The organism is Siphonobacter sp. SORGH_AS_1065 (genome assembly GCF_030818595.1).
Classification (GTDB): domain Bacteria; phylum Bacteroidota; class Bacteroidia; order Cytophagales; family Spirosomataceae; genus Siphonobacter.
Map to the genome: position 1 here is coordinate 3,074,610 of NZ_JAUTAM010000004.1, position 21,336 is coordinate 3,095,945.

Annotated in this window: 20 protein-coding genes; 8 read left to right on the forward strand and 12 right to left on the reverse strand. The window is 45.0% G+C overall.

What is annotated here, in order from left to right:
* The first annotated feature begins 10 nt into the window (after positions 1-10).
* Entirely contained in the window at positions 11-1,585 is a 1,575-nt protein-coding gene (locus QE390_RS13325; RefSeq protein WP_307142502.1) for an ATP-binding protein, read from the forward strand.
* 1 nt (position 1,586) lies between these two features.
* Here the strand turns inward: QE390_RS13325 and yidD are convergent, their stop codons facing one another.
* Positions 1,587-1,796 (reverse strand): membrane protein insertion efficiency factor YidD, encoded by a 210-nt coding sequence (gene yidD / locus QE390_RS13330; protein ID WP_106635424.1) that lies wholly within the window; start codon positions 1,794-1,796, stop codon positions 1,587-1,589.
* Positions 1,797-1,958: 162 nt separating this feature from the next.
* Here yidD and glmM point away from each other — a divergent pair, with 162 nt between their 5' ends.
* Positions 1,959-3,350, forward strand: coding sequence for a phosphoglucosamine mutase (gene glmM / locus QE390_RS13335; protein WP_106635425.1), 1,392 nt, complete (start codon positions 1,959-1,961; stop codon positions 3,348-3,350).
* Positions 3,351-3,425: 75 nt separating this feature from the next.
* On the opposite strand, the gene QE390_RS13340 is transcribed toward glmM, so the two are convergent.
* The 8 genes from QE390_RS13340 to rsmA form a co-directional block, all read right to left on the reverse strand.
* On the reverse strand, positions 3,426-3,635 hold the full coding sequence (locus tag QE390_RS13340) for a hypothetical protein (RefSeq protein WP_307142503.1): 210 nt from the start codon (positions 3,633-3,635) through the stop codon (positions 3,426-3,428).
* Positions 3,636-3,640: 5 nt separating this feature from the next.
* Positions 3,641-4,321: an HAD family phosphatase gene (locus QE390_RS13345; protein WP_307142504.1), complete on the reverse strand. Its 681-nt coding sequence runs from the start codon at positions 4,319-4,321 to the stop codon at positions 3,641-3,643.
* A gap of 406 nt (positions 4,322-4,727) precedes the next feature.
* Positions 4,728-5,495: an MBL fold metallo-hydrolase gene (locus tag QE390_RS13350; RefSeq protein WP_307142505.1), complete on the reverse strand. Its 768-nt coding sequence runs from the start codon at positions 5,493-5,495 to the stop codon at positions 4,728-4,730.
* 74 nt (positions 5,496-5,569) lie between these two features.
* Positions 5,570-5,956 (reverse strand): response regulator, encoded by a 387-nt coding sequence (locus tag QE390_RS13355; RefSeq protein ID WP_106635429.1) that lies wholly within the window; start codon positions 5,954-5,956, stop codon positions 5,570-5,572.
* 252 nt (positions 5,957-6,208) lie between these two features.
* A complete protein-coding gene (locus QE390_RS13360; protein ID WP_106635430.1) occupies positions 6,209-6,538 on the reverse strand; it encodes a nucleotide pyrophosphohydrolase in 330 nt (109 codons plus the stop codon).
* Positions 6,539-6,991, reverse strand: coding sequence for a D-aminoacyl-tRNA deacylase (gene dtd / locus QE390_RS13365; RefSeq protein WP_106635431.1), 453 nt, complete (start codon positions 6,989-6,991; stop codon positions 6,539-6,541).
* 466 nt (positions 6,992-7,457) lie between these two features.
* Positions 7,458-8,816 carry a magnesium transporter gene (gene mgtE / locus QE390_RS13370; RefSeq protein ID WP_307142506.1) on the reverse strand — a complete coding sequence of 453 codons (1,359 nt, stop codon included), beginning with the start codon at positions 8,814-8,816 and terminating at the stop codon, positions 7,458-7,460.
* Between the two features lie 53 nt (positions 8,817-8,869).
* Entirely contained in the window at positions 8,870-9,649 is a 780-nt protein-coding gene (gene rsmA / locus QE390_RS13375; protein ID WP_106635433.1) for a 16S rRNA (adenine(1518)-N(6)/adenine(1519)-N(6))-dimethyltransferase RsmA, read from the reverse strand.
* A gap of 212 nt (positions 9,650-9,861) precedes the next feature.
* Between rsmA and QE390_RS13380 the strand changes: the two genes are divergently transcribed.
* Both QE390_RS13380 and QE390_RS13385 read left to right on the forward strand, forming a co-directional pair.
* The gene (locus QE390_RS13380; RefSeq protein ID WP_307142507.1) at positions 9,862-10,284 is read left to right on the forward strand and encodes a methylated-DNA--[protein]-cysteine S-methyltransferase; all 423 of its coding nucleotides are present in this window, start codon (positions 9,862-9,864) and stop codon (positions 10,282-10,284) included.
* A gap of 118 nt (positions 10,285-10,402) precedes the next feature.
* On the forward strand, positions 10,403-13,342 hold the full coding sequence (locus QE390_RS13385) for a PAS domain S-box protein (RefSeq protein WP_307142508.1): 2,940 nt from the start codon (positions 10,403-10,405) through the stop codon (positions 13,340-13,342).
* Between the two features lie 81 nt (positions 13,343-13,423).
* Here the strand turns inward: QE390_RS13385 and QE390_RS13390 are convergent, their stop codons facing one another.
* The 3 genes from QE390_RS13390 to QE390_RS13400 all read right to left on the reverse strand — a co-directional run bounded on the left by QE390_RS13390 (position 13,424) and on the right by QE390_RS13400 (position 15,562).
* Positions 13,424-13,603 carry a hypothetical protein gene (locus tag QE390_RS13390; RefSeq protein ID WP_106635436.1) on the reverse strand — a complete coding sequence of 60 codons (180 nt, stop codon included), beginning with the start codon at positions 13,601-13,603 and terminating at the stop codon, positions 13,424-13,426.
* A gap of 116 nt (positions 13,604-13,719) precedes the next feature.
* On the reverse strand, positions 13,720-14,736 hold the full coding sequence (locus tag QE390_RS13395; RefSeq protein ID WP_307142509.1) for a LysM peptidoglycan-binding domain-containing protein: 1,017 nt from the start codon (positions 14,734-14,736) through the stop codon (positions 13,720-13,722).
* A gap of 67 nt (positions 14,737-14,803) precedes the next feature.
* Positions 14,804-15,562, reverse strand: coding sequence for a DUF4905 domain-containing protein (locus QE390_RS13400; RefSeq protein ID WP_307142510.1), 759 nt, complete (start codon positions 15,560-15,562; stop codon positions 14,804-14,806).
* A 175-nt stretch (positions 15,563-15,737) separates the two neighbouring features.
* Here QE390_RS13400 and QE390_RS13405 point away from each other — a divergent pair, with 175 nt between their 5' ends.
* The 4 genes from QE390_RS13405 to QE390_RS13420 all read left to right on the forward strand — a co-directional run bounded on the left by QE390_RS13405 (position 15,738) and on the right by QE390_RS13420 (position 21,065).
* Positions 15,738-17,312, forward strand: coding sequence for a PglZ domain-containing protein (locus QE390_RS13405; RefSeq protein WP_106635439.1), 1,575 nt, complete (start codon positions 15,738-15,740; stop codon positions 17,310-17,312).
* 539 nt (positions 17,313-17,851) lie between these two features.
* Positions 17,852-18,400 carry a capsule assembly Wzi family protein gene (locus QE390_RS13410; RefSeq protein WP_307142511.1) on the forward strand — a complete coding sequence of 183 codons (549 nt, stop codon included), beginning with the start codon at positions 17,852-17,854 and terminating at the stop codon, positions 18,398-18,400.
* Positions 18,381-19,391, forward strand: a complete 1,011-nt coding sequence (locus tag QE390_RS13415) for a capsule assembly Wzi family protein (RefSeq protein ID WP_307142512.1) — start codon at positions 18,381-18,383, stop codon at positions 19,389-19,391. Before QE390_RS13410 ends, QE390_RS13415 begins: the two co-directional genes overlap by 20 nt.
* 186 nt (positions 19,392-19,577) lie before the next feature.
* Positions 19,578-21,065, forward strand: a complete 1,488-nt coding sequence (locus tag QE390_RS13420; RefSeq protein ID WP_307142513.1) for a capsule assembly Wzi family protein — start codon at positions 19,578-19,580, stop codon at positions 21,063-21,065.
* The last annotated feature ends 271 nt before the right edge of the window (positions 21,066-21,336 follow it).

Sequence of the window (21,336 nt, forward strand, 5' to 3'; positions counted from 1 at the left end):
ACTAAAGTATATGAATAGCAAATCAGTCCAGTTTCAGTATCCAGCTGAATTTCCCGAGCAAGTCCGAATGCTTGAGAAACTGAATCTGCTATTTACGGGGATTGTCCACGTGTACGATCTCGAAACCCGCCGTATTATCTACATCAATCATCGTTTCACGGAGTTATTAGGGTATTCTTTACAGGAATTGGAGGGTTGGGACGGTAATCTGGAAGTGCCCGTATTGCCCGATGATTTATGGTCCCAGAAAGAGGAAAAGCTTGAAGCTTTATTACGGAAAGAACTAAACGCGATCGAGTGCGAAACCCGGCTGAAGCACAAAGACCAGTCCGAGCGGACCTATAAAACCCGGCTTACCATTTTTCGGGAAGACGAATACGGCAAACCACTGGAGTTAATCGGGATTTCGGAAGACATAACCGAGCAGGTAAATCGTTACAAAACCCTTTTGCAGCAACAGGAAATGCACCGCATTACTGAACAGGCTTTCCACTTCGGCAGTTGGGAGAAAAACCTGGAAACCGGGGAGTTAGTCTGTTCGGATGGACTGTATAAAATCATGGGTCATTCGCCAGAAATGATGAGTAGTAACTGCGAAGAGTACACCTCACTATTCACTTTTCTGGATAAGAGAGATGACACGATGGTGAGCCAGACGGTGCAGGAAGCCATTCGAAATCATCAACCTTTTCGGTTGGAACACCGGGTATTAACTCAATCGGGCAAGAAAAAAGTATTAATGGTGGTGGGTCGCCCCGTACTGAATGAAAACGGCACGGTAAGCCTGTTGGTAGGAAGTATTGCGGACATAACCATGCTCCGCCAGTACGAACAGGAGTTGCGATTGAAAATAGAAGAATTACAGCGTTCGAACGGTGAGCTGGAACAGTTTGCGTACGCGGCTTCGCATGACTTGCAGGAACCCCTGCGGAAGATTTCATCCTTTGTTACGCGGCTGCGGGCCAAGTTAGGAGATACGCTGGAAGACGAAGCCGAAGATTACATGCGACGCACGCTACAGGCTATCGACCGCATGAAAAGCCTTATTGATGCGTTGCTTTTATTATCCCGGGTAACCCGACAGGGAAATGTCAAGGAAAGCGTTTCCCTGGCTCATATCGTGCAGGACGTGTTGGATGATCTGGACACTCAGATATCCGAGAAAAAAGCCTTTATTGAGATAGACGAGCTGCCGACGATAGAAGCGGTACCCGTACAGATGCGGCAGTTGTTTTATAACCTACTGGGAAATGCTCTTAAGTTTACGGACCCTTCCCGCGTGCCGCATATTCAGCTAAAGGCCACGCCTTTGCCGCTGGAAGAGGCCCGCGAAAAAGGGTTATCAACTCATTTTCAGTGGATGAAAATAACCATTAAGGACAACGGTATTGGTTTCGAGCCGGAATATAAGGAACGCATCTTTCAGGTTTTTCAACGCCTGAACGGACGTTCCGAGTTTGAGGGTACGGGCATTGGGTTGGCCCTTTGCCGAAAAATCGTAGAATTCTGTGGAGGCACCATTACCGCCGAAAGTCAGTTGGGCCAAGGCACTTGCTTTACTTTTTATTTACCTGCCGCCCTTTAATTCAAGGTACTGGGTCATGCCCATGACCACCCCAGGGATGACAACTGGCGATGCGGCGAATCGCCAGCCAGCCTCCTTTCCAGGGACCGTATTTTTCAATGGCCTGAATGGCGTATTGCGAGCAGGTGGGCGTATAACGGCAGGAATTACCCAGGTAAGGGGAAAGAGCTCCCTGATAAATTCGCACCAGAATGATCAAAAACCTACGCATAAGTGTGGTATAGTAGGGTAGTTTATTTTTAAAGTAATTGTTAAAGCGGGAAATCAGTTCTTAGAAATGAAACGTTCTATGAAAAAAATGGATCGCTAAAGTGAATATTTTCTTACTTTTGCCATATATCCCCAACAGTTCTTCCTCAAAATAGAGAGCATCGTGACGTTGATTAAATCTATCTCCGGAATCCGGGGAACCATTGGTGGAAACGTGGGTGAATCCCTAACCCCCGTTGACATAGTTAAATTTTCCGCAGCATTCGGAACGTGGTTAAAACTTAATTCTCCCGAGAATAAAAAAATTGTCATTGGACGTGACGCCCGTCTTTCGGGTGAAATGGCCGTACGTCTGGTTTCTGCTACTTTGCAGGGACTTGGACTAAATGTGATTGATCTGGGATTATCAACGACTCCAACCGTTGAAATGGCTGTTCCCGCCGAGCAGGCTGCTGGTGGTATTATTTTAACGGCCAGTCATAATCCGATCCAGTGGAACGCTTTAAAGTTATTAAACGCAAAAGGCGAATTTATTTCAGCCGAAGAAGGAGCTCAGGTTTTGGCAATTGCTGAGGCAGAATCTTTTTCTTTCGTAGAAGTGAAAAAACTAGGTAGCTACCAGCAGGATGATACCTATCTTCAGAAGCACATTGATGCCATTCTGGCTCTGCCGCTGGTAGATAAAGAGGCCATCGCTGCGGCTAATTTTAGTATCGTTGTGGACGCCGTCAACTCTTCAGGAGGGATTGCCGTTCCTATGATTCTGGAAGCTTTGGGGGTAACTAGAATTGTAAAACTTCACTGTGAACCAACGGGTTACTTCGCTCACAACCCTGAGCCCTTACCCGAACACCTGACCGACATTCGTAAAGAACTTCGTTCTGGAAAGCATAGCCTGGGTATTGTCGTAGATCCTGATGTAGATCGTCTGGCGTTTGTGGCTGAAGATGGCGAACCTTTCGGTGAAGAATACACGCTGGTTGCTGTCGCGGATTACATCCTCAAAAACAACGTAGGTAATACGGTTTCAAACCTTTCATCGACTGTTGCTTTGCGGGATGTTACCCAAAAAGCCGGTGGTACTCATTACTCGGCTGCCGTTGGCGAAGTGAACGTAGTCACCAAAATGAAAGAAGTAGGAGCCGTGATTGGTGGTGAAGGAAATGGCGGTATCATTTACCCTGAGCTTCACTACGGACGCGATGCATTGGTAGGAATCGCCCTCTTTCTGACGCACTTAGCTAAGTTTGGTAAATCTGTTTCGATGCTGCGTCGTTCCTATCCAAATTATTATATCTCAAAAAACAAGATTGAGTTAACTCCAGAACTGAACGTTGATGTAGTGCTGGAGCGAATTCAAAGCAAATACGCTCGTCAGCCGATTAATAGCGAAGACGGGGTGAAAATTGAGTTTGGTAACGAATGGGTTCACTTACGTAAGTCAAATACCGAACCCATCATTCGGATTTATTCAGAATCTGACTTTATGACGAAAGCAGAAAATCTGGCTAAAAAGATTATTCAGGATATTAAAGAAGTAGTTGCTACGCTTTAATAAGCTTACTTCAGGTGAATAACGAAGAAACCCGACGACAACCGTCGGGTTTCTTTTGCTTTATAGCTATAGCGACTAGACACCAATTTCATTACTTAGTCCAAATGCTTTGGCACTGGCCTGAATGGTTTGCAAGAGCTCGGTATAACTAAAAATGCGTCCCTCGATATAATCCCGTTCGGAAGGATCACAGAAGGCCAGGTGATCCCGAAGTTCGTGAATGCCACTATGAACCGTAATGAGTACATCGTGAATGAATTCCAGGTATGTCTCGGGCTGCTGCATGGATATTATCGGTTAATAACGGCTTCAAAATGATTCCAGTCAATTTCCCGGAAGTCGGCAATGACCGCTGAAGTAATGGGTGCGAGTTCGTCTTCGCTGTGACTGGTAGAGACCCCAATGACGGGCATACCTGCCGCTTTTCCAGCCTGAATTCCCAATAAGGCGTCTTCAAAAACAACGCAATTTTTGGGATGAACTCCTACTAACTCCGCTGCTTTCAGGTAAATATCGGGAGCAGGCTTGCCATTCTGAACCATCGAAGCATCGACCACTACATCAAAAAGTGGACGTAAGCCCGTTCCATCAAGCGTGAACGCTACGTTTTCGATAGGAGCAGAAGTGGCTACGGCACATTTCACCCCGTGTTCACGTAAGACATTCAGAAAGCCAATCAAACCCTCGGCAGGTTCCAGGTGAGGGCCATAATTGTTCCGATACATTTCTTCTTTTTCAATGGACATCTCCCGAAGTTCTTCGGCTGAAGGCTCACGACCCAGCAGAAACGCAAAAGAATCGAATGAGTTTTTGCCATTGAGCTGGGTATAATACATTTCCTTACTGAAAGCAAACCCGTGAGCTTCACAGAATATACGCCAGGCAGTTTCGTGGTAAGGCATATTATTGACAATCACGCCGTCCATGTCAAAGAGAGCGGCAAGGGTAGTGGGATCAGGTAAAATACTCATGCAATGAATGTTTTGAGAAATTATCTAAAATGTATAATCGTAAAACCATACTACGAGTGATGGTTTCTGAAACCTTTACCGATTAAGCATCGGAAGGTTTCTCTGTTCATCTGCGACGCTCAGCGTTACAAACGCTCTTTTTTGCGTAATCCGAGTTGGAAACGCGGAATAACGCCTGATAAAAAGTACATAGAGAAAACGAGCAGGCTCCTTCGCTCTGGATGACAGGGAGGAATGAAAATGCTTCCTCGAATGAATGGAGAGAAAATGCACGGTCTCTCTATTTCATTAAAATGTCTTTTTCAGACCAGTTCCTAAAATCAGGAAACAAAAAATCGGTACCACTCGGGTCGAAGTGATCGCTGAGTAAATGCAAGAAACAAAGAAATGCGTAAGGAGGAATAGATTATTCCAGGGTAATTTTCAGCCCATCATACGCCAGATGCACGTGTGGAGGTAGCTCGGCCTCAACAGCCGCGTGTAGTCCCATATTATGGCTAATGTGAGTAAGATAAGCGGTTTCGGGCTGAACCCGCTCAATTACTTCCAGAGCTTCTGGTAAGGTATAATGCGAAAGATGTTTGGGGCCTTTATGCAAGGCATTAACAACCAGAACCCGCGTACCTTTCAGCTTTTCCAGTTCTTCTTCCGCAATAAAATTAGCGTCAGTAATGTAGGAGAAATCGCCAATCCGGTAACCAAAGACGGGCAGCTTATGATGCATGACCTGAATGGGTGTGAGGGTGAGACCTAACACTTCAAAAGGTTCGTTCTGAATGGGATTTAGCTCCAGACGGGGAATGCCAGGATATTTTTTTTCAGCGAAAGCATAGGCAAATTCAACTTTAATCTGCTCCAGTACTTCAGGCTGACCATACAGAGGAATATCCGAATTCTGACGGAAATTGAAAGGGCGTACATCATCCAGACCAGCCGTGTGATCTTTGTGAGCATGCGTAAACACAACCGCATCCAGATGCAGAATATGCTCCCGAAGCATTTGCATGCGAAAATCTGGTCCGGTATCAAAAACCAGACTACGACCTTCGACTTCCACATGAATGGAAACGCGTAGACGCTTATCCCGAAAATCAAGCGAACGGCAGACCACACAGTCGCATCCAATGACCGGAACGCCTTGAGAAGTACCCGTACCAAGGAAAGTGACTTGCATATAAAACAGGCAAAGATGAGCGGAAGCTTCCGCTCATCTTCTAAAGAATGATGGATAAATCGAGGTAGAAAAAACTATTCTACAACGCCACCCGTGTATTCACGAACTTTAGCTACGAGAGCATCAAAGTTAAGGGGCTTGATCAGAATGTCGTCAAAACCAGCAGACTTGAACTCCTCGGGAGAATAATTGCGGGCATTACCTGTGATGGCAAGAATAGGGGTTTTGGCCTTGTTTGCATCGGGTAATTTCCGAATCTGACGGGCACATTCCATTCCATCCATAACGGGCATGTTGATGTCTAACAACACCACGTCATAATTTTCTTTTTCAAGGAGTTGTAAAACTTGCTCGCCGTTTTTCACGGAAGTAATCTCGAAATTCTGAAATTCCAGGATTTTCTTAGCCAGGTTTTGAATGACGGAGCTATCTTCAGCAATAAGAACGCGTTTGAAGGCCATTGTCGAAATATTGGGTTTCGGAGTAAAATGATAAAGCGAAATAACAGCTAATTACCGGAGAACCTTCAAAAAAATAAAAAGGAATCGTCCTGTCCTGTGGGTGTATTTCCAAAAACGTAAAGATAAAGTCGTGGTTGACAGTAGCTTGTCTTTCAGAAAAACAAATAAAAATAATCAGCGGGTCTACAGGTCATCCTGCTTCATTACCTACAGGACTTTATGTACCTTCTGATACCCTATCTAACCAAAAATTTAACCCTGAAGTTTCGGGTTATTCAAATGCCGGGTCGCGTCGCGGATGTTTTTCTTTTCGAGGTTACGCTCAAAAGCTTCCGTCAGATTAATTCCGGTTTGATTAGCCAGACAGATTAATACCCAGAGGACATCAGCCATTTCATCGCCCAGATCTTTGCCTTTGTCGGATTCCTTTTCGGATTGTTCTCCGTAGCGGCGAGCCATAATCCGGGCCATTTCGCCGACTTCCTCCATCAGAATAGCCGTGTTGGTTAACTCATTAAAGTAACGAACACCGACGGTTGTAATCCATTCGTCGACTGTTTTCTGAGCTTCTTCTAAGGTCATTTAGATGCGGTTTTTTGAATCTATGATAATCGTAACGGGACCGTCGTTCAACAAGGCGACTTTCATATCCGCCCCAAATTCGCCCGTTTGAATGGATTGTCCTAACTCTTCTTCCAGTTGGAGAATCATTTTTTCGTACAAAGGAATCGCCACTTCGGGTCGGGCAGCCTCAATGTAACTTGGGCGGTTACCCTTTTTGGTGCTGGCAAATAATGTAAACTGACTGATTAATAGGATATTACCATTGACGGATTTTAAATCCAGATTCATCTTTCCTTCTTCATCCCCAAAAATGCGTAAGCCCGTAATTTTTCGGGCGAGCCACTGCAAATCTTCTTCCGTATCGGTATGGGTAACGCCCAATAACACCAGTAAGCCTTGGTCAATCTGACCTTTGATGAGTCCATCAATCGTTACGGAAGCCTGAGTAACCCGTTGAATCACTGCAATCATAATTTAGTTTTCAGTTTACGGTTTTCCGTTTTCAGTGGTAGAGACGCGATTGCTCGCGTCTGGGTAGGGTTAGTTTTTAGTGATTCTTTTTCAGTTTGCCATTACCATACGCCGATCTATTTATTGATGCTTAGTCATTTACGAAATGAATTATAGTCTGTAAACATATTCCTTTTTCTCTCGATTAGGTTGTTATACCGCTACCAGCGTGGCCCGACTGGCTTTTTGGCTGGTCGCAACAGCTTACTTCACTAAAATAGACCTCCTAGCCTAAGTTAGTGCTGCCAGCGAAAAAAGCTGGCAGCGGGTTTGTCGGTTAATTACTATCAGCGAAAAAGCTGGCCGGGCCACGCTGGCAGCAATGAACTAGAGACTATTTTTTTGAGAAATAAATTTATTTGATAAACAACTAACAACTAACAACTAACAACTAACAACTAACAACTAACAACTAACTAACAACCCCTCACCAGTTATAAAGCAAATAAGCAATTCCAAAATAGACACTGTAGCCTAGAAAGTCGTTGGCGGTGGTGATAAAAGGCCCGGAAGCGACAGAGGGGTTAATGCCGTATCGATTCAGAATGATGGGCGTAACGGTTCCGGTGAAGGATGAAAGTAATACCACGGCCATCAGCGAAACAGCTACCACCAACGAGAGCTTAACCGGGTGGGAGAGAATCAGATAGGTAATCAGAAATACAAATGCTGCAATCATCACGCCTTTTAGTAAGGCAACCGTGGCGATTTTAAGCATTCGGGGCCAGAATTCACCCGTAAAACCCGACTTGTCGCTCAGAATCTGCACCATGAACGAGGAAGACTGAATACCTACATTTCCGCCCGTTGAACCGATAATGGGAATAAACAAAGCCAGAGCCGGAACCATCATTAGCAGGTCGTGCTCGAAAATACCGAGGAACTTGGCTGCCAGCAAACTGCCGATCATACCAATGCCCAGCCAGGGTAAACGCGAACGCGTGATCTTCCAGACGGAATCGTCCTCTTCGACTTCTTCCGAAACCCCGGTAATGGCCGCAATATCTTCCTGTGCCTGCTCGGTAATAACATCAATGACGTCATCAATTGTAATTTGTCCAAGTAAGCGTTTCTGAACATTTACTACGGGCAGGGCGTCCAGGTCATAGCGTCGCATGAGCTCGGCTACGTCTTCGGCGGAATCATAAGTAGAAGTATAAATTACTTCATGATCGTAAATCTGTTCAATGCTGCTGCCTCGTTTGGCCAGAATAATATCCTTTAGAGAAACAATACCGAATAAGGTATTCTCGTCGTCAACCACGTAAACCGTATATACTTTCTCTACCTCTTCGGCCTGCCGACGAATTTCCTCAACGCATTCCGTTACCGTTTGCCGAACGTTGATTTTTACTAACTCCTTCTGCATCAGCCCTCCGGCTGTGTCGGGCTCGTACGGTAACAGATCTACAATAAAACGGGCCTGTTCACGGTCTTCAATCAGGGCAATAACTTCCTCCCGAATTCGAACGGATTGCTCGATTAATAAATCAACGGCATCGTCCGAGTCCAGCACATTGACGTATCGGGCCATCTGAGCGGAGTCAAACAGAGCCAGTAAGTCCCGACGAATACTGGCATCCATTTCCGCCAGAATTTCGGCCCCCGTTTCAATATCCAGCAATTGAAGCACATAGTAAGCCTGCTCGGGTTCGAGTTCACTCAGTAATACCGAGATATCCGCCGAAAACAGATGCTCCAGTTCCAGCCGAATAAAAACCTCATCTCGTTGATCAACGGCGTTACTTAGCTGTTCAACATACTCTTTAGTAAGCTCGAAAGCCATACAAAAGGGGCTATTTGAAGGGTGGAAGAAAGGATAAAAAAGTGGTCAGGAATTTAAGGCTGAGCTTTTTTGGCCTGTTGGATGGTTTGCGTGATGTCCACAAATTCGGCTACCCCTAACTGTTCGGCCCGTTTATCCAGCAAAGGATGATCGAAGATCACCCCGATGGGCTTAAGAGCGTTTCGAAGCGTCTTGCGGCGTTGGTTAAAAGCCGTCTTTACGACATTAAAAAACAGTTTCTCATCACAGGCTAACTCGGCTACGGCGTTGCGTTCCAGACGAATTACGCCGGATTGTACTTTTGGTGGAGGATCAAATGCTCCGGGAGGAACGGTGAAGTGATACTTAATGTCGTAAAAAGCTTGAAGTAACACGCTCAAAATGCCGTAATCCCGGCTCCCCGGAGGTGAGGCAATGCGTTGAGCTACTTCTTTTTGTAGCATGCAAACAACCTCGGGAATCAGATCCCGGTGTTCGAGCACCTTAAAGAAAATCTGGCTGGAAATGTTATACGGAAAGTTTCCAATCACCCCAAAAGGCTCTGTGGAGAACGTGTTGAGATTCCAGCGTAAAAAATCGTAGTTATGAATTCGGGGTGATAACTCCGGGAAATGGACGTTCAAGTAATCCACCGACTCGCGGTCAATTTCCACAACGTGCGTTTCAAACTGCGGTTTCTTCAGCAGAAACTGCGTTAATACTCCCATCCCCGGGCCGATTTCCAGTACCGTGCGGTAGTTCTGATATCCCGACAGCAAATCAGCAATTCGCTCGCAAGCGTGTAAGTCGCGGAGGAAATGTTGCCCTAAATGCTTTTTTGCTTTTACTTTCATTCAAGAAGTTAGTAAAATATTCAGTCGTGCTTCCTTCTGAATACGAATCCTGGCTTGTTACTGAACTCAAAAACTGGATTTAATCTTTAATAAAAAGAATTAAATTTAGATAGACTTTAGTTTAGTTTGAAAGCCGTTATTGAAATGTAGGCCAAAATTACCCTGATTTTTGTAGTTTTAACGAAAATGGGACGTTATAATCCGTAAATCAGATGCTGATACCTGAGTATATCGCATTTTACGAATCGCCGCTGGGTTGGATGGAGTTGAAAGCTTCGGCAGAACAGTTACATTCGGCACGGTTTGTAACGGCAAAAGGCCAGCAGAGGCTAACGCCACTCCTGAAGGATGCTCATCGACAATTGCAGGAATATTTCGTTGGAAAACGGAAGGATTTTGACCTGCCGCTGTATCTGAACGGAACGGCTTTTCAACAGAGCGTCTGGCAGCAATTGCGGAAGTTACCCTACGCCGAAACGATTTCCTACATCAATCTGGCCCGCACGATGGGCGATGAAAAAGCGACCCGAGCCGTAGCGGCGGCTAATGCCAAGAACCAGATTGCTTTGATTGTTCCCTGTCATCGGGTGATTGGTTCGGATGGAAAACCCGTAGGTTACGCCTGGGAAATCTAGCGGAAACATTGGCTGTTGCAACACGAACAGCGAAATGCAGAGAAAGGCCAATTGTCATTATTTTAAAACGAAAAAGCTAAACGTCTGCGATTAACCGGGCGTTTTATCATCATAACCCATGAGTAAAGTTAGTATGGCCGAACCTGTTTCAACCTTGCGACAAACTTCGCCGGGGTTACCCCTGAGCTCGGCCTCTTCAGAACTACAGGATCTGATCCGTAATACTACGGATTTGATCCAGATGATTGATTTACAGGGACGCTTTCTGTACGTAAACAAAGCCTGGAAAGATACCATTGGTTATCGGTCGGCGGAGTTGAATCAGATGAATCTTCGGGATGTTATTCACCCGGAGTTTATGGAAGAGACACTGAGTAGATTTGACCGGGTGAAGAATGGGGAGCAAATCCCTGATTTTGAGGCGGTCTACCGTCGGAAAGACGGTCGCCGGGTGTATGTGTCTGGTTCGGTTAACTGTCGGTACGATGAAAATGGTAATCCTATCGTTTTTCGGTGTATTTTTCACGATACCACGGCCAAAAACCGGGCCGAAAATGCTCAGAATCTTTATTACCAGATTGCCAACTCGACTTTGAGTACGCGAAGTCTGGACGATCTGTATCAGTTCATTCATGAGGAATTGGGGAAGGTAATTGATACCAAAAACTTCTTCATTTCGCTTTACGATCCTTCTAAAAGTTACCTCTATTTTCCGTATTACGTGGATGAATATTTTGATAAGAATATTCGATTTACAAAGCGGAAACTGGGGAATGGATTAAACGAATACGCCATTGTGGCCAACCGGCCTTTGATGCTAACGGAAACAGAAATCCAGGAACTGGCCCGTCAGAAAGTATTATACATCTACGGACAAATTCCGAAGGTAATGTTATGCGTACCGCTTCGGATCGGGGATCGGGTCACGGGGATTATCGGGGTTAAATCCTACGAGCGTACCAACAAATACGATATCCGGGATCTGGAGTTACTGGAGTTTATTTCGGGTCAGGTTGCCGTTGCGATTGAAAGAAAGCAGGCGGAATCGGATCTGGCTAAACAAACGGCTCGTCTGCATGCCATTTTTGAATCATCGAGTCACCTAATGTGGACGGTGAACCGTCGTTTGCAGCTAACCTCCTTCAATGATAATTACCTGAACCTGATTCAAAGTCAGCTTCATGTACCACCGCAGGTAAACGTCACGACCGACCAGTTTGCCTGGCGACTGATGAATCCGGCGAACCGGAAAATCATGGAGGATAAGTATAAAGGGGCATTTCGGGGAAAAGCCGAGTCGTATGAAGTACACATGGATAACATCCGGTACGGCGAAGATATCTGGCTGGAGGTATACCTGAACCCCATTTTGCTGGCCGATGGTCGCATTGAAGAAGTAGCAGGTATTGCCCGGGATATTACGCCGTTGAAGCGATCTGCCCGCGAGTTACTGAAGGCCAAAGAAGAAGCCGAGCGTTCGCTGAAAGTAAAAGAACGGTTTCTGGCGAACATGTCGCACGAAATCCGTACGCCCATGAACGGGGTTATCGGGATGATTGACTTACTGAGCAGTACGCATCTGGAAGAAGAGCAGCGGGAATACGTTCATACGATTAAAAAATCTTCGGAAACGTTACTTAATATTCTGAATGACATTCTGGATTTATCAAAAATCGAAGCCGGAAAAATGGTGCTGCACGAAGCTCCATTTGAGTTCAGAAGTATTTTCGATAAGTTAACCAGCCTGTTTGGACAGACTGCCCGAATCCGGAACAATACCCTGAGTTATGACTTGGGCGAAAATCTACCGCAGTACATCATTGCGGATGAAACACGGTTACTGCAAATTCTTTCCAACCTGACTTCCAACGCCCTGAAATTTACCGAGCATGGTTCGGTTCAGGTACGGGTAACCAATTTGTCGACGCACGGCAAGTGGCACAAAATCAAGGTTGAGGTTATTGATAGCGGCATCGGAATTTCTTCTGAAGGCTTGAAACAGCTTTTTGGAGCCTTCCAGCAACTGGATAATACGACTCGCAAATCCTTCGGAGGAACGGGGCTTGGGCTGGCGATTTCCCGCGAGTTATCCCGACTGATGAAGGGAGAAATGGGCGTGGAATCAGAAGTAGGGAAGGGAAGTACCTTCTGGTTTACGGTGGAATTAAAAGAAACCATGATTGCTCCGTTTCAGGAGAAAAAATACGCGGAAGAGTTTCAGATTCTGAATTACCTGGCTCAGGAGAATCCCCACATTTTGCTGGTGGATGATAACGCAGTAAACCGGAAAGTAGCCAGTGAAATTCTTTCCAAAGCGGGTTGCCGGGTTCAAACAGCCGATTCTGGGCGGAAGGCTATTCGGTTGGTTGATGCCAGTGAAAAAGCGGAACGCTATGACCTCATTCTGATGGACATTCAAATGCCAGATATGGATGGTCTGGAAACGACGCATGAGTTAAGGAGGTTGTTCGGAGAAAAATTGCCGCCCGTGCTGGCCATGACGGCTTATTCCATGAAAGAAGACCGCGAGCGGTTCCTGAGTCAAGGCATGAACGATTACGTGTCCAAACCCATCCGAGCCGAAATGTTGGTGCTGAAGGTGAAAGAATGGGTAGATCGAATGGCCAGTCGCCAGCGGGAAGCGGTTCGACTAGAAACCAAAGTAAAAGAGCCTGAGCCTGTTATACAAAAACCAGCCTCTGCGGAACTGAACGAGCTGTACGATTTTGAGGTCGTGAACCAGTTAGCCGAACTGGCGGGAAAAGAAATGGTCGAGCAGGTATTTGCCGAATTTGAACAGGAAGCAATCGAGCAAATCAAACTAGCCCAGGAATTTTTCGAGACGCAGGATTTTCAGGGCGTTGAATCGAATCTGCATACCCTGAAAGGTAATGCCGGAACGCTGGGCATCACGCGATTACACGAAGCCGTGAAAACGCTGGAGCATAAAACAAAAGTGGGTAACTTCAGCACCTTTGCTACTGAATTTCCACCCATTAAAGATGAGTTTAACATCTTCCAGGAAACCTACACGCAGGTGTTGGAAACGTTAGCCTAACTCTAGAAATCTACCAAACAAAAGAGCGATCAGAAGACAGCCTTCGGATCGCTCTTTTGTTTAAATATCTTCGGAGAAACTTTATTTACGAATCAGCTTCGCCACGTACGCCCACATCCGGGAAGGAATGGACAAAAACCAAACAAGCACATTAAACGCTAAATAGAAAACCGCAATAATGGGGTAAGCCAAAATAAAAATGATGTTGAAAATAATGGCACCGGGCGTTATGTATTTGGAGCGTTCGGGTCTTTTGATCATATACGTGTGTTTTTACAAGATAGTAACGATAGAACGAAAGAAAGGTTCCGGTCAGGATTTGAGTTTTTTATGAATCAGCCAGTTAAGGCTTTAAATGCTGATTTACAGGATAATTATTATTGTTCAACGGCCAGATAGCTTACTTCTGCACGGACGCGGCGGTCTGTAGGCATGAGTTTCTCAAAGGCCCGGGCTGAAAGTCGCACAATCACGCCCCCGGCTGGACCCGTATCGGGTAACTTGCCAATTACTTTCACAATCACACTTTGGTTATTCGCCTCATTCCGAACGGTTAACATCGTTCCGACGGGAGCTGAGCGGTGCAAGGCCAGATACTTACCCGATTTATCCTGAGCATCAATTAACTCGCACAAACCGATCTCTGTAACTTTCTTCGCTCCCGTGCTTGCATTGGGAACGGGGTCATTTTCGGTACGAACGGGAGTTAATACTTCGGCTTCTGGTTTGGGAGTGGTAACGGGTTTGCTCCCCGTGGGTTGAGGGGCGGCTTCGGGCTTCGTTTTTGTCGTCGTATCCGCTTTTTTAGGGGGTTCCTGAACGGCTACTTCGGGTTTATTTACTACGACAGGAGCTTTGGGTGCTTCCGTTTTTACGGGCTCTGCTTTGGTTGGTTCTGGTTTACGGGGTTCCGTTACGGGTGTTTTGACGGGAGCTGCCGCTACTTCCGTTTTACCAGAATCAGATTTACTCGGATCCGAAACGTACAAAACCTGACCGAATTTTACGGTACCATCGGCTGGAATATTATTCCATTTTTTCAATTCAGCCGTTCCTACTTCATACTTACGGGCAATGCTGAATAACGTTTGACCGGACTCTACTTTATGCGTTTTGGCTACCGAAGTAGTTGCCCCAACGGAGGTTGCCCCAACGGAGGTTGCCCCAACAGAAGTTGCCGTTGCTGGTGCGGCATGGTCTGAACGACGCCAGGGTCGTGGAATTCGTACAACGGATTCTGACCGCAGATTACCCGAGAAATCAGGATTAACGGCTTTGAATTCATCCAGGGTGACGTTATACTTCTTCAAGAGGCTATATAAAGTCTGTCCGGGCGTTACCTGATACACAATCAGCGTTTTACCATTCTTCCACTCCGTCCCGATAGAATCCAAAGGAATGGATCGGGCGGAAGTTTGTAACGAATGAAGACAAAAAAGGCCGAAGAGGGGGAGTAAAAAATTATGATACCGCATAGCAGCAAAGATAAACCTGATCTTTTATATAAATGAGTTGGTGTCGCCAGTTGATAAAGGTCGTATGCCCTTGTGCATCGCCGAGTGAAAGCGGCTCATGAAACTGAACCTGCCCCGTATTAGTAACGACTAAGAGGTTGTTTTTAAGCTTTTCAGACTCGTAAAAATAATAAGAAATAATGATCAACGGTGTTAATTCCAGATAATCACAGGCACCGATGGGGTGGTTTTCAGTGGTATAACGTATTAATTTCTGTAAAGTCGCCAGGTGCACATTTCCTTCCGGGTAATGAACCGGAAGGCGGATTTCATGCAGAGCAGACTGAGAAGGCATTTGGGGAACGGATTGTCCCGTTCTCAAATCCAGAAACTCATAAGATTCCTCCCCAGACTGTACCCGAACGATTGTATCCAGCGTTTCCTGCCAGATTCGGTTAGATACCGTCCAGAGGAATTCTCCCGTACGTCCATCCAGAGCATGTAGAGCAGTGGGACGGGGCACTTCCGGTTCTTCGAATGAATGATACAAAATAACCCCATGAAAACAGCCCAGCATATTAACCCACCAAGCAACCTCTACCAGAGGAGTCTGATTTTGGGAGAAAAAATGCCCATCTTCAGCACAGGCCAGTGACTGGACGTAAGCCTTTCGTTGCTCCGAATCCCGAATTTCAATGCCTACGTAGGGATCATAGGGATCTGGAGAAATTTTATAGATGGGATGGGAAAATTCAAGACGCTGCATACCGATACACTGGAATAAAAATTTTGAATTAACAATCTTATGCTTTTCGCTGCCGTTACTTCTATACAGGTGTATTGAAAGCAGCGAAGCTTCCTTAACTTGCCAGCAGAAGGATAAGGTTCCTTCTGGCTTAACCTTCCATTCTTTCAACTGAGTAAAACTTCAGTTTATACGTATGCAAAAGTATTCCATCCTTTGGGCCGATGACGAAATTGACCTGTTAAAACCATATATTCTTTTTTTACAGCAAAAAGGCTATGAGGTAACTCCCGTTAACTCAGGGGCCGATGCCCTGGAACAACTCGAAAATAATACGTTCGATTTAGTCTTCCTGGACGAAATGATGCCCGGTTTGACGGGCCTCGAAACGCTTGCTCAACTTAAACAGCAGTGGCCAAACCTTCCGGTGGTCATGATTACCAAGTCCGAGGAAGAGCACATTATGGAGGGAGCTATCGGTTCTAAAATTGCCGATTACCTCATTAAGCCACTCAACCCGAATCAGATTCTGCTTTCGGTACGTAAGATTCTGGATTCAAGACGATTAGTAGAGGAAAAAACCAATTTGAGCTACCAGCAGGAATTCCGTCAGTTATCCATGCAGTATCAGGATCGTATTGGTCATGAAGAATGGGCTGATATTTACAAGAAGCTGGTTTATTGGGAGTTAGAAATTGATGATACTCCTAATAAAAGCATGGAAGAAGTAATGAATATGCAGAAGTCGGAAGCTAATGCAAACTTCTGTAAATTCATTGAAGATAATTACGAAGACTGGATTAACGAGCCCAAAGCCGACAAACCGATTCTTTCGAATATGTTACTTCGGAAAAAGGTTTTCCCACATTTGCAGGCTGGTAATCCCTTATACTTTATCCTGATTGATAATTTTCGCTATGATCAGTGGAAACTCATCGAGCGAACCTTGACGGAATACTTCACCATTGATGAAGAAAGTCACTATTACTCGATTCTTCCCACGACAACCTCCTTTGCCCGTAACTCCATATTCTCGGGTTTATTACCCAGCGAAATAGAGAAACAATACCCACGTCTCTGGGTACACGACATTGAGGGTGATCAGAAAAATGATGAAGAAGGTCTGAATGTGCATGAGGAAGAGTTTCTACAAATGCAATTGCAGAAAAGTCGTTTAGGCCATATTAAAATGTCCTATCACAAAATTCTGAACGTCAATCAGGGAAAAGCACTCGTCGAAAACTTTAACAATGTCTCCAATAACGATCTGATCGCAGTAGTTTACAATTTCGTAGACATGCTTTCCCACGCTCGGACGGACTCGACGATGATTAAGGAACTGGCTGCCGATGAATCAGCTTATCGAAGCCTGACTAATTCCTGGTTCCAGCACTCGCCTTTATTGGATTTCCTGAAAAAAATTGCGGAAAAAGGAGGACGAGTAGTACTAACAACCGACCACGGAATGATTCGGGTTCAGAAGCCCGTTCGCATCATTGGCGACCGTTCCGTTAATACCAATCTTCGCTATAAGCAGGGTAAAAACCTGAATTTTGATGAAGATCACGTTTTGGTTTGTCGCCGTCCCGAAGCCTTTGGCTTACCGAAATTTAACGTTTCTTCGGCCTATGTCTTTACCATGGAAGATTACTTCTTTGCCTATCCCAATAACTACAATTATTACGTCAATTATTATAAAGACACTTTCCAGCACGGAGGAGTGTCGCTGGAAGAAGTAATTGTGCCGGTAGTACAGTTAAAAGCAAAATAAACGCCCTGTTTCTGAATAGCTATAAAGCCCATTCTTATCTTTGAATGGGCTTTATAGCTATATAATTGTATACCCCAGAATAATATATTTTTAAGGTTTACGCCGTGGTTGGTGTCTCACCAACCACAGTTTGCGTACAAATGGCTGGTGAGACACCAGCCATGGCAGGGAAAGCTAAACGCAATGAAGTCGCGTCTTACTTAATGAAACTTTCTTATAACCCGCTGTGCGTATAAACAAATCGCAGATGACTGGTAGGATTTTGGATCGCTAATCGCTGTATTTTAGATCAAAATGATGGGCCTATTCGAAAGTTTTGCGAGGGGAAATGTTAGAATTTTGTCTTTTTTTGTGCCTTCACTGCTAGGGAATGGTCATACGCACAATGGGTATAATTGTATACCCCAGAATAATATATTTTTAAGGTTATAGTCGAGAGAGTCTAGTGTGAGCTAAAATTTCTTACTTTGCATACATTAATAAGGTAAGGAGTTTTGTACAATTCCATATCTTTACGGTATCCACCTAACCCATGCTTTATGCGTTTTTTTACCTACCTGTCTTTAGGTATTCTACTAGGCTTTTTCAACCCGGTCTTCGCTCAGGACGACGACGAAAGTAAATCTTCAGGATCTTATTATGTACAGGCCGCTACGACGGCTCTTTCTACGTCAGGACGAACTCCGTTCTGGTTGCAAACCAATCAATACGGAACCATTCCAATTAAACCCCAGGCTGGTTTATTCACGATCGGAGCTAAATACCACGTCCCCCTTTCGCCTCATACCCATCACTGGTCTGTAGATGGAGCTTTCGAGGGCCTTCTTCAAACGCAAAACCCTAATGTGAAAGGAATTATCACGGAAGGATATTTACGTCTGAACTTTAAAAACTGGGAATTATACGGGGGGCGAAAAAGAGAATACGTTGGTTTGTCAGATACCTTAACCGGGACGGGTTCTTTGAACTGGTCTGGTAACGCCTTGCCTATTCCCCAGATTCATCTCGGGACGAAAAAGTTTGTCCCTGTCCCTTTTATTGGCAAATGGCTGAAATTCAAAGCCTATTTTGCCCACGGCTGGGTTTGAAAACTATAATTCTTTTTCCAAAGATGCTTACCTCCACCAAAAAGGATTTTACCTGAAATTTGGTAAGGAAAACTGGCTCATCAATTTGTATGGCGGATTGAGTCATTTTGTTCAGTGGGGTGGCTATGCTCCAAGTCTGAAAGGTGACCCGGGCATTTTATCTAAAGATGGGAAGTTCAACGACTCTTGGTTTGCTTACTGGAATGGCGTGGTGCTGGCTAAGAGTATGCAGGTTAGATATGGCTATAAAGGATATCCTATGGATGACTTTATTTCGATTGATGTAAACCGGATTGGAAACCATTTAGGGACAGTGGACGCTGCACTTGAGGTGAAACATTGTGATTTTAACCTGTTTTTCTACCGTCAAAGTATGTTCGATGACGGCTCCCTATACTATCTCATTAATATTGATGACGGCCTGAATGGAGTGCGGTATATTAATCACATACAGCAGGCTTCAGACGTTCATTTGGAACGGGTAGGTTTTGAATACTTAAGCACGATTAGTCAGGGCGGAAATGACTTTATTATTGACGATCCTTTGAAAAGGGGCGGGGATAACTACTTTAATCACAGTCAGTATCAGGATGGATGGACGTATTTTGATCGCTCGATTGGAACCCCTTTCGTCCAGCCGGATAGTGATTTGAAAAAGGATATTCAGACCCATGTGCGTGGAATGCCCAATAACCGGGTTCAGGTCTTTAATCTTACCTTTCTGGGTAAATACAAAAAACGGACAACCTGGGAAATTCGCGGTTCTTACAGCCGGAATTTTGGCACTTATAATAACATGCGAGAAGAGCCTTACGTAAACGGCCCATTCAAACAGTTTTCGGGCTTAATCCGCGTAGGGGTAAAAATGCCCTGGCTCAAGGGAAGCGAGTTTTCGGGTGCTCTGGCTTACGACAAAGGCCAGATGTATGATGACACCTTCGGAGCCTATCTAATTATCCGCAAAACGGGCTTAATCGGAAGAGCTCGTTAGAGATATTCTATCCTATTTCATGCGTTTTGATTGCCTAGGTCATTAAGACTCAGGTAGTAAAAACGCATGACCTGTAACGGAACTACTGAAAGATACAGAGGATTAAAACATTATAAATAGTTACTAGTTCTGCTCTATACATAGTTTATGAATTAACCACTATTCGTTAATTATTCCTCCATTTAAATGTATTACAAACCCCTTCAACGAAGTGTTTTCTTATTATTTTTTTGCAGCTTATGGGTACAGGCACAGGATACTACCAAATATCGCCCTTCAGGAACGTACTTTATTCAGCTCGCAACCACTGCTCTCTCTACCAGCAATCGCACGGCTTTTTGGTTACAGGCTAATCAATATGGGATTATTCCCTCAACGCCGCAGAATGCTCTACTTTCAGCCGGGGTGTATTATGCCATTCCATTGTCAAAAAAATGGACTATTGATGCTGCGGTAGCAGGTGTAGGTCAAAGTAATAATCCTGATTACAAGGGAATTATTTCAGAAGGATACCTGCGATTGAAGTTCAAGAAATGGGAACTGTACGGCGGACGTAAGCGGGAGTACATAGGGTTGTCAGATACACTGCTAGGCATGGGCTCCATGGTTTCTTCCACGAATGCCTTACCTATTCCACAGGTTCGATTTGGGACGTACGATTTTATACCCATTATTGGAAAGTGGTTTTGGGTAAAAGGGTATTGGGTTCATGGCTGGTTTGAGAATAGCCGCCCTTTTGTTAAAAACGCCCTCCTGCATCAGAAAGGATTGTACGTAAGATTAGGCGGAAACAAGTCCCCCCTCGTTTTACACGCCGGAGTTAACCATTCAGTACAATGGGGAGGTTATGCCGAAACGTTCAGGCAAGATAATGGTAACATGTCCCGCTATGGTTACTATGAGAATTCATGGCTGGGGTATCGTGGGGTTGTTAGCGGGATGAGTATGGCCGAGTACGCCGTTGCTCATCCCGGTCGGGTTATTGTTTTTGACCAAAATCGCGTTGGTAATCATCTGGGCACGATTGATTTAGGTTTACAGATCAGATTCAAAGCATTTGATTTGTTTGCCTATCGGCAGATCATGTTTGAAGATGGCTCTTTATTTTATCGGCTACAGGCCGCCGATAGCTTCAACGGACTTCGCTGGCTTAATAAAAAACGATCTGATCCTGCGTTTTACCTAAGTCGAGTTACTGTAGAATTTCTGAGCACGATTGATCAGGGCGGAGCTGAATTTATGGATACGGATCCCAGAAAACGGGGGCGAGATAATTACTTCAATAACAGTCAGTATCAGGATGGCTGGATGTATTTTGGAAGAACACTTGGCACTCCATTTATCATTCCTGACAGTGAGTTAAAGCAAAGCGTGCGAAGAAATGCCCTGGGTTTCACCAATAATCGGATAGAGGTAGGGCACCTGGGGCTAGCGGGTCGGATTCATCGGAGAACATCCTGGGAGTTAAAGCTTTCGGCCAGCCGGAATTACGGTACTTACATCATGCCTTATTATAAAGCCTTAGACCAGTTTTCAGGATATTTACGCATCGGAACGCAGCTTAAATGGCTGAAAGGAGGAGAAATTAGCGGAGCTGTCGCCTATGATGACGGACGAATTCTGGATTCTACGTTAGGCGGATTTGTTAGTTTTCGTAAAACAGGGACTTTCTAATGAGAAGAGCGAAGAAATCGAATTCTTCCTGCATTGGTTAAAGTGAGGTCATTCCTTCATACTGTTAAGCAATGGCTACGTTTTCCTTGAGTAGAGACGCGACTTTATCGCGTCTGGGTAGACGCGATGAAGTCGCGTCTCTACTAGTGAAAAGGGACGGCCTCGTTTGGAGCCGTCCCTTTTCGTTACTAATGAATGCTTTTGTTTTCCTTGATTAGAGACGCGACTTCATCGCGTCTGGGTAGAGGCAGTTTTACTACTACTTACACTC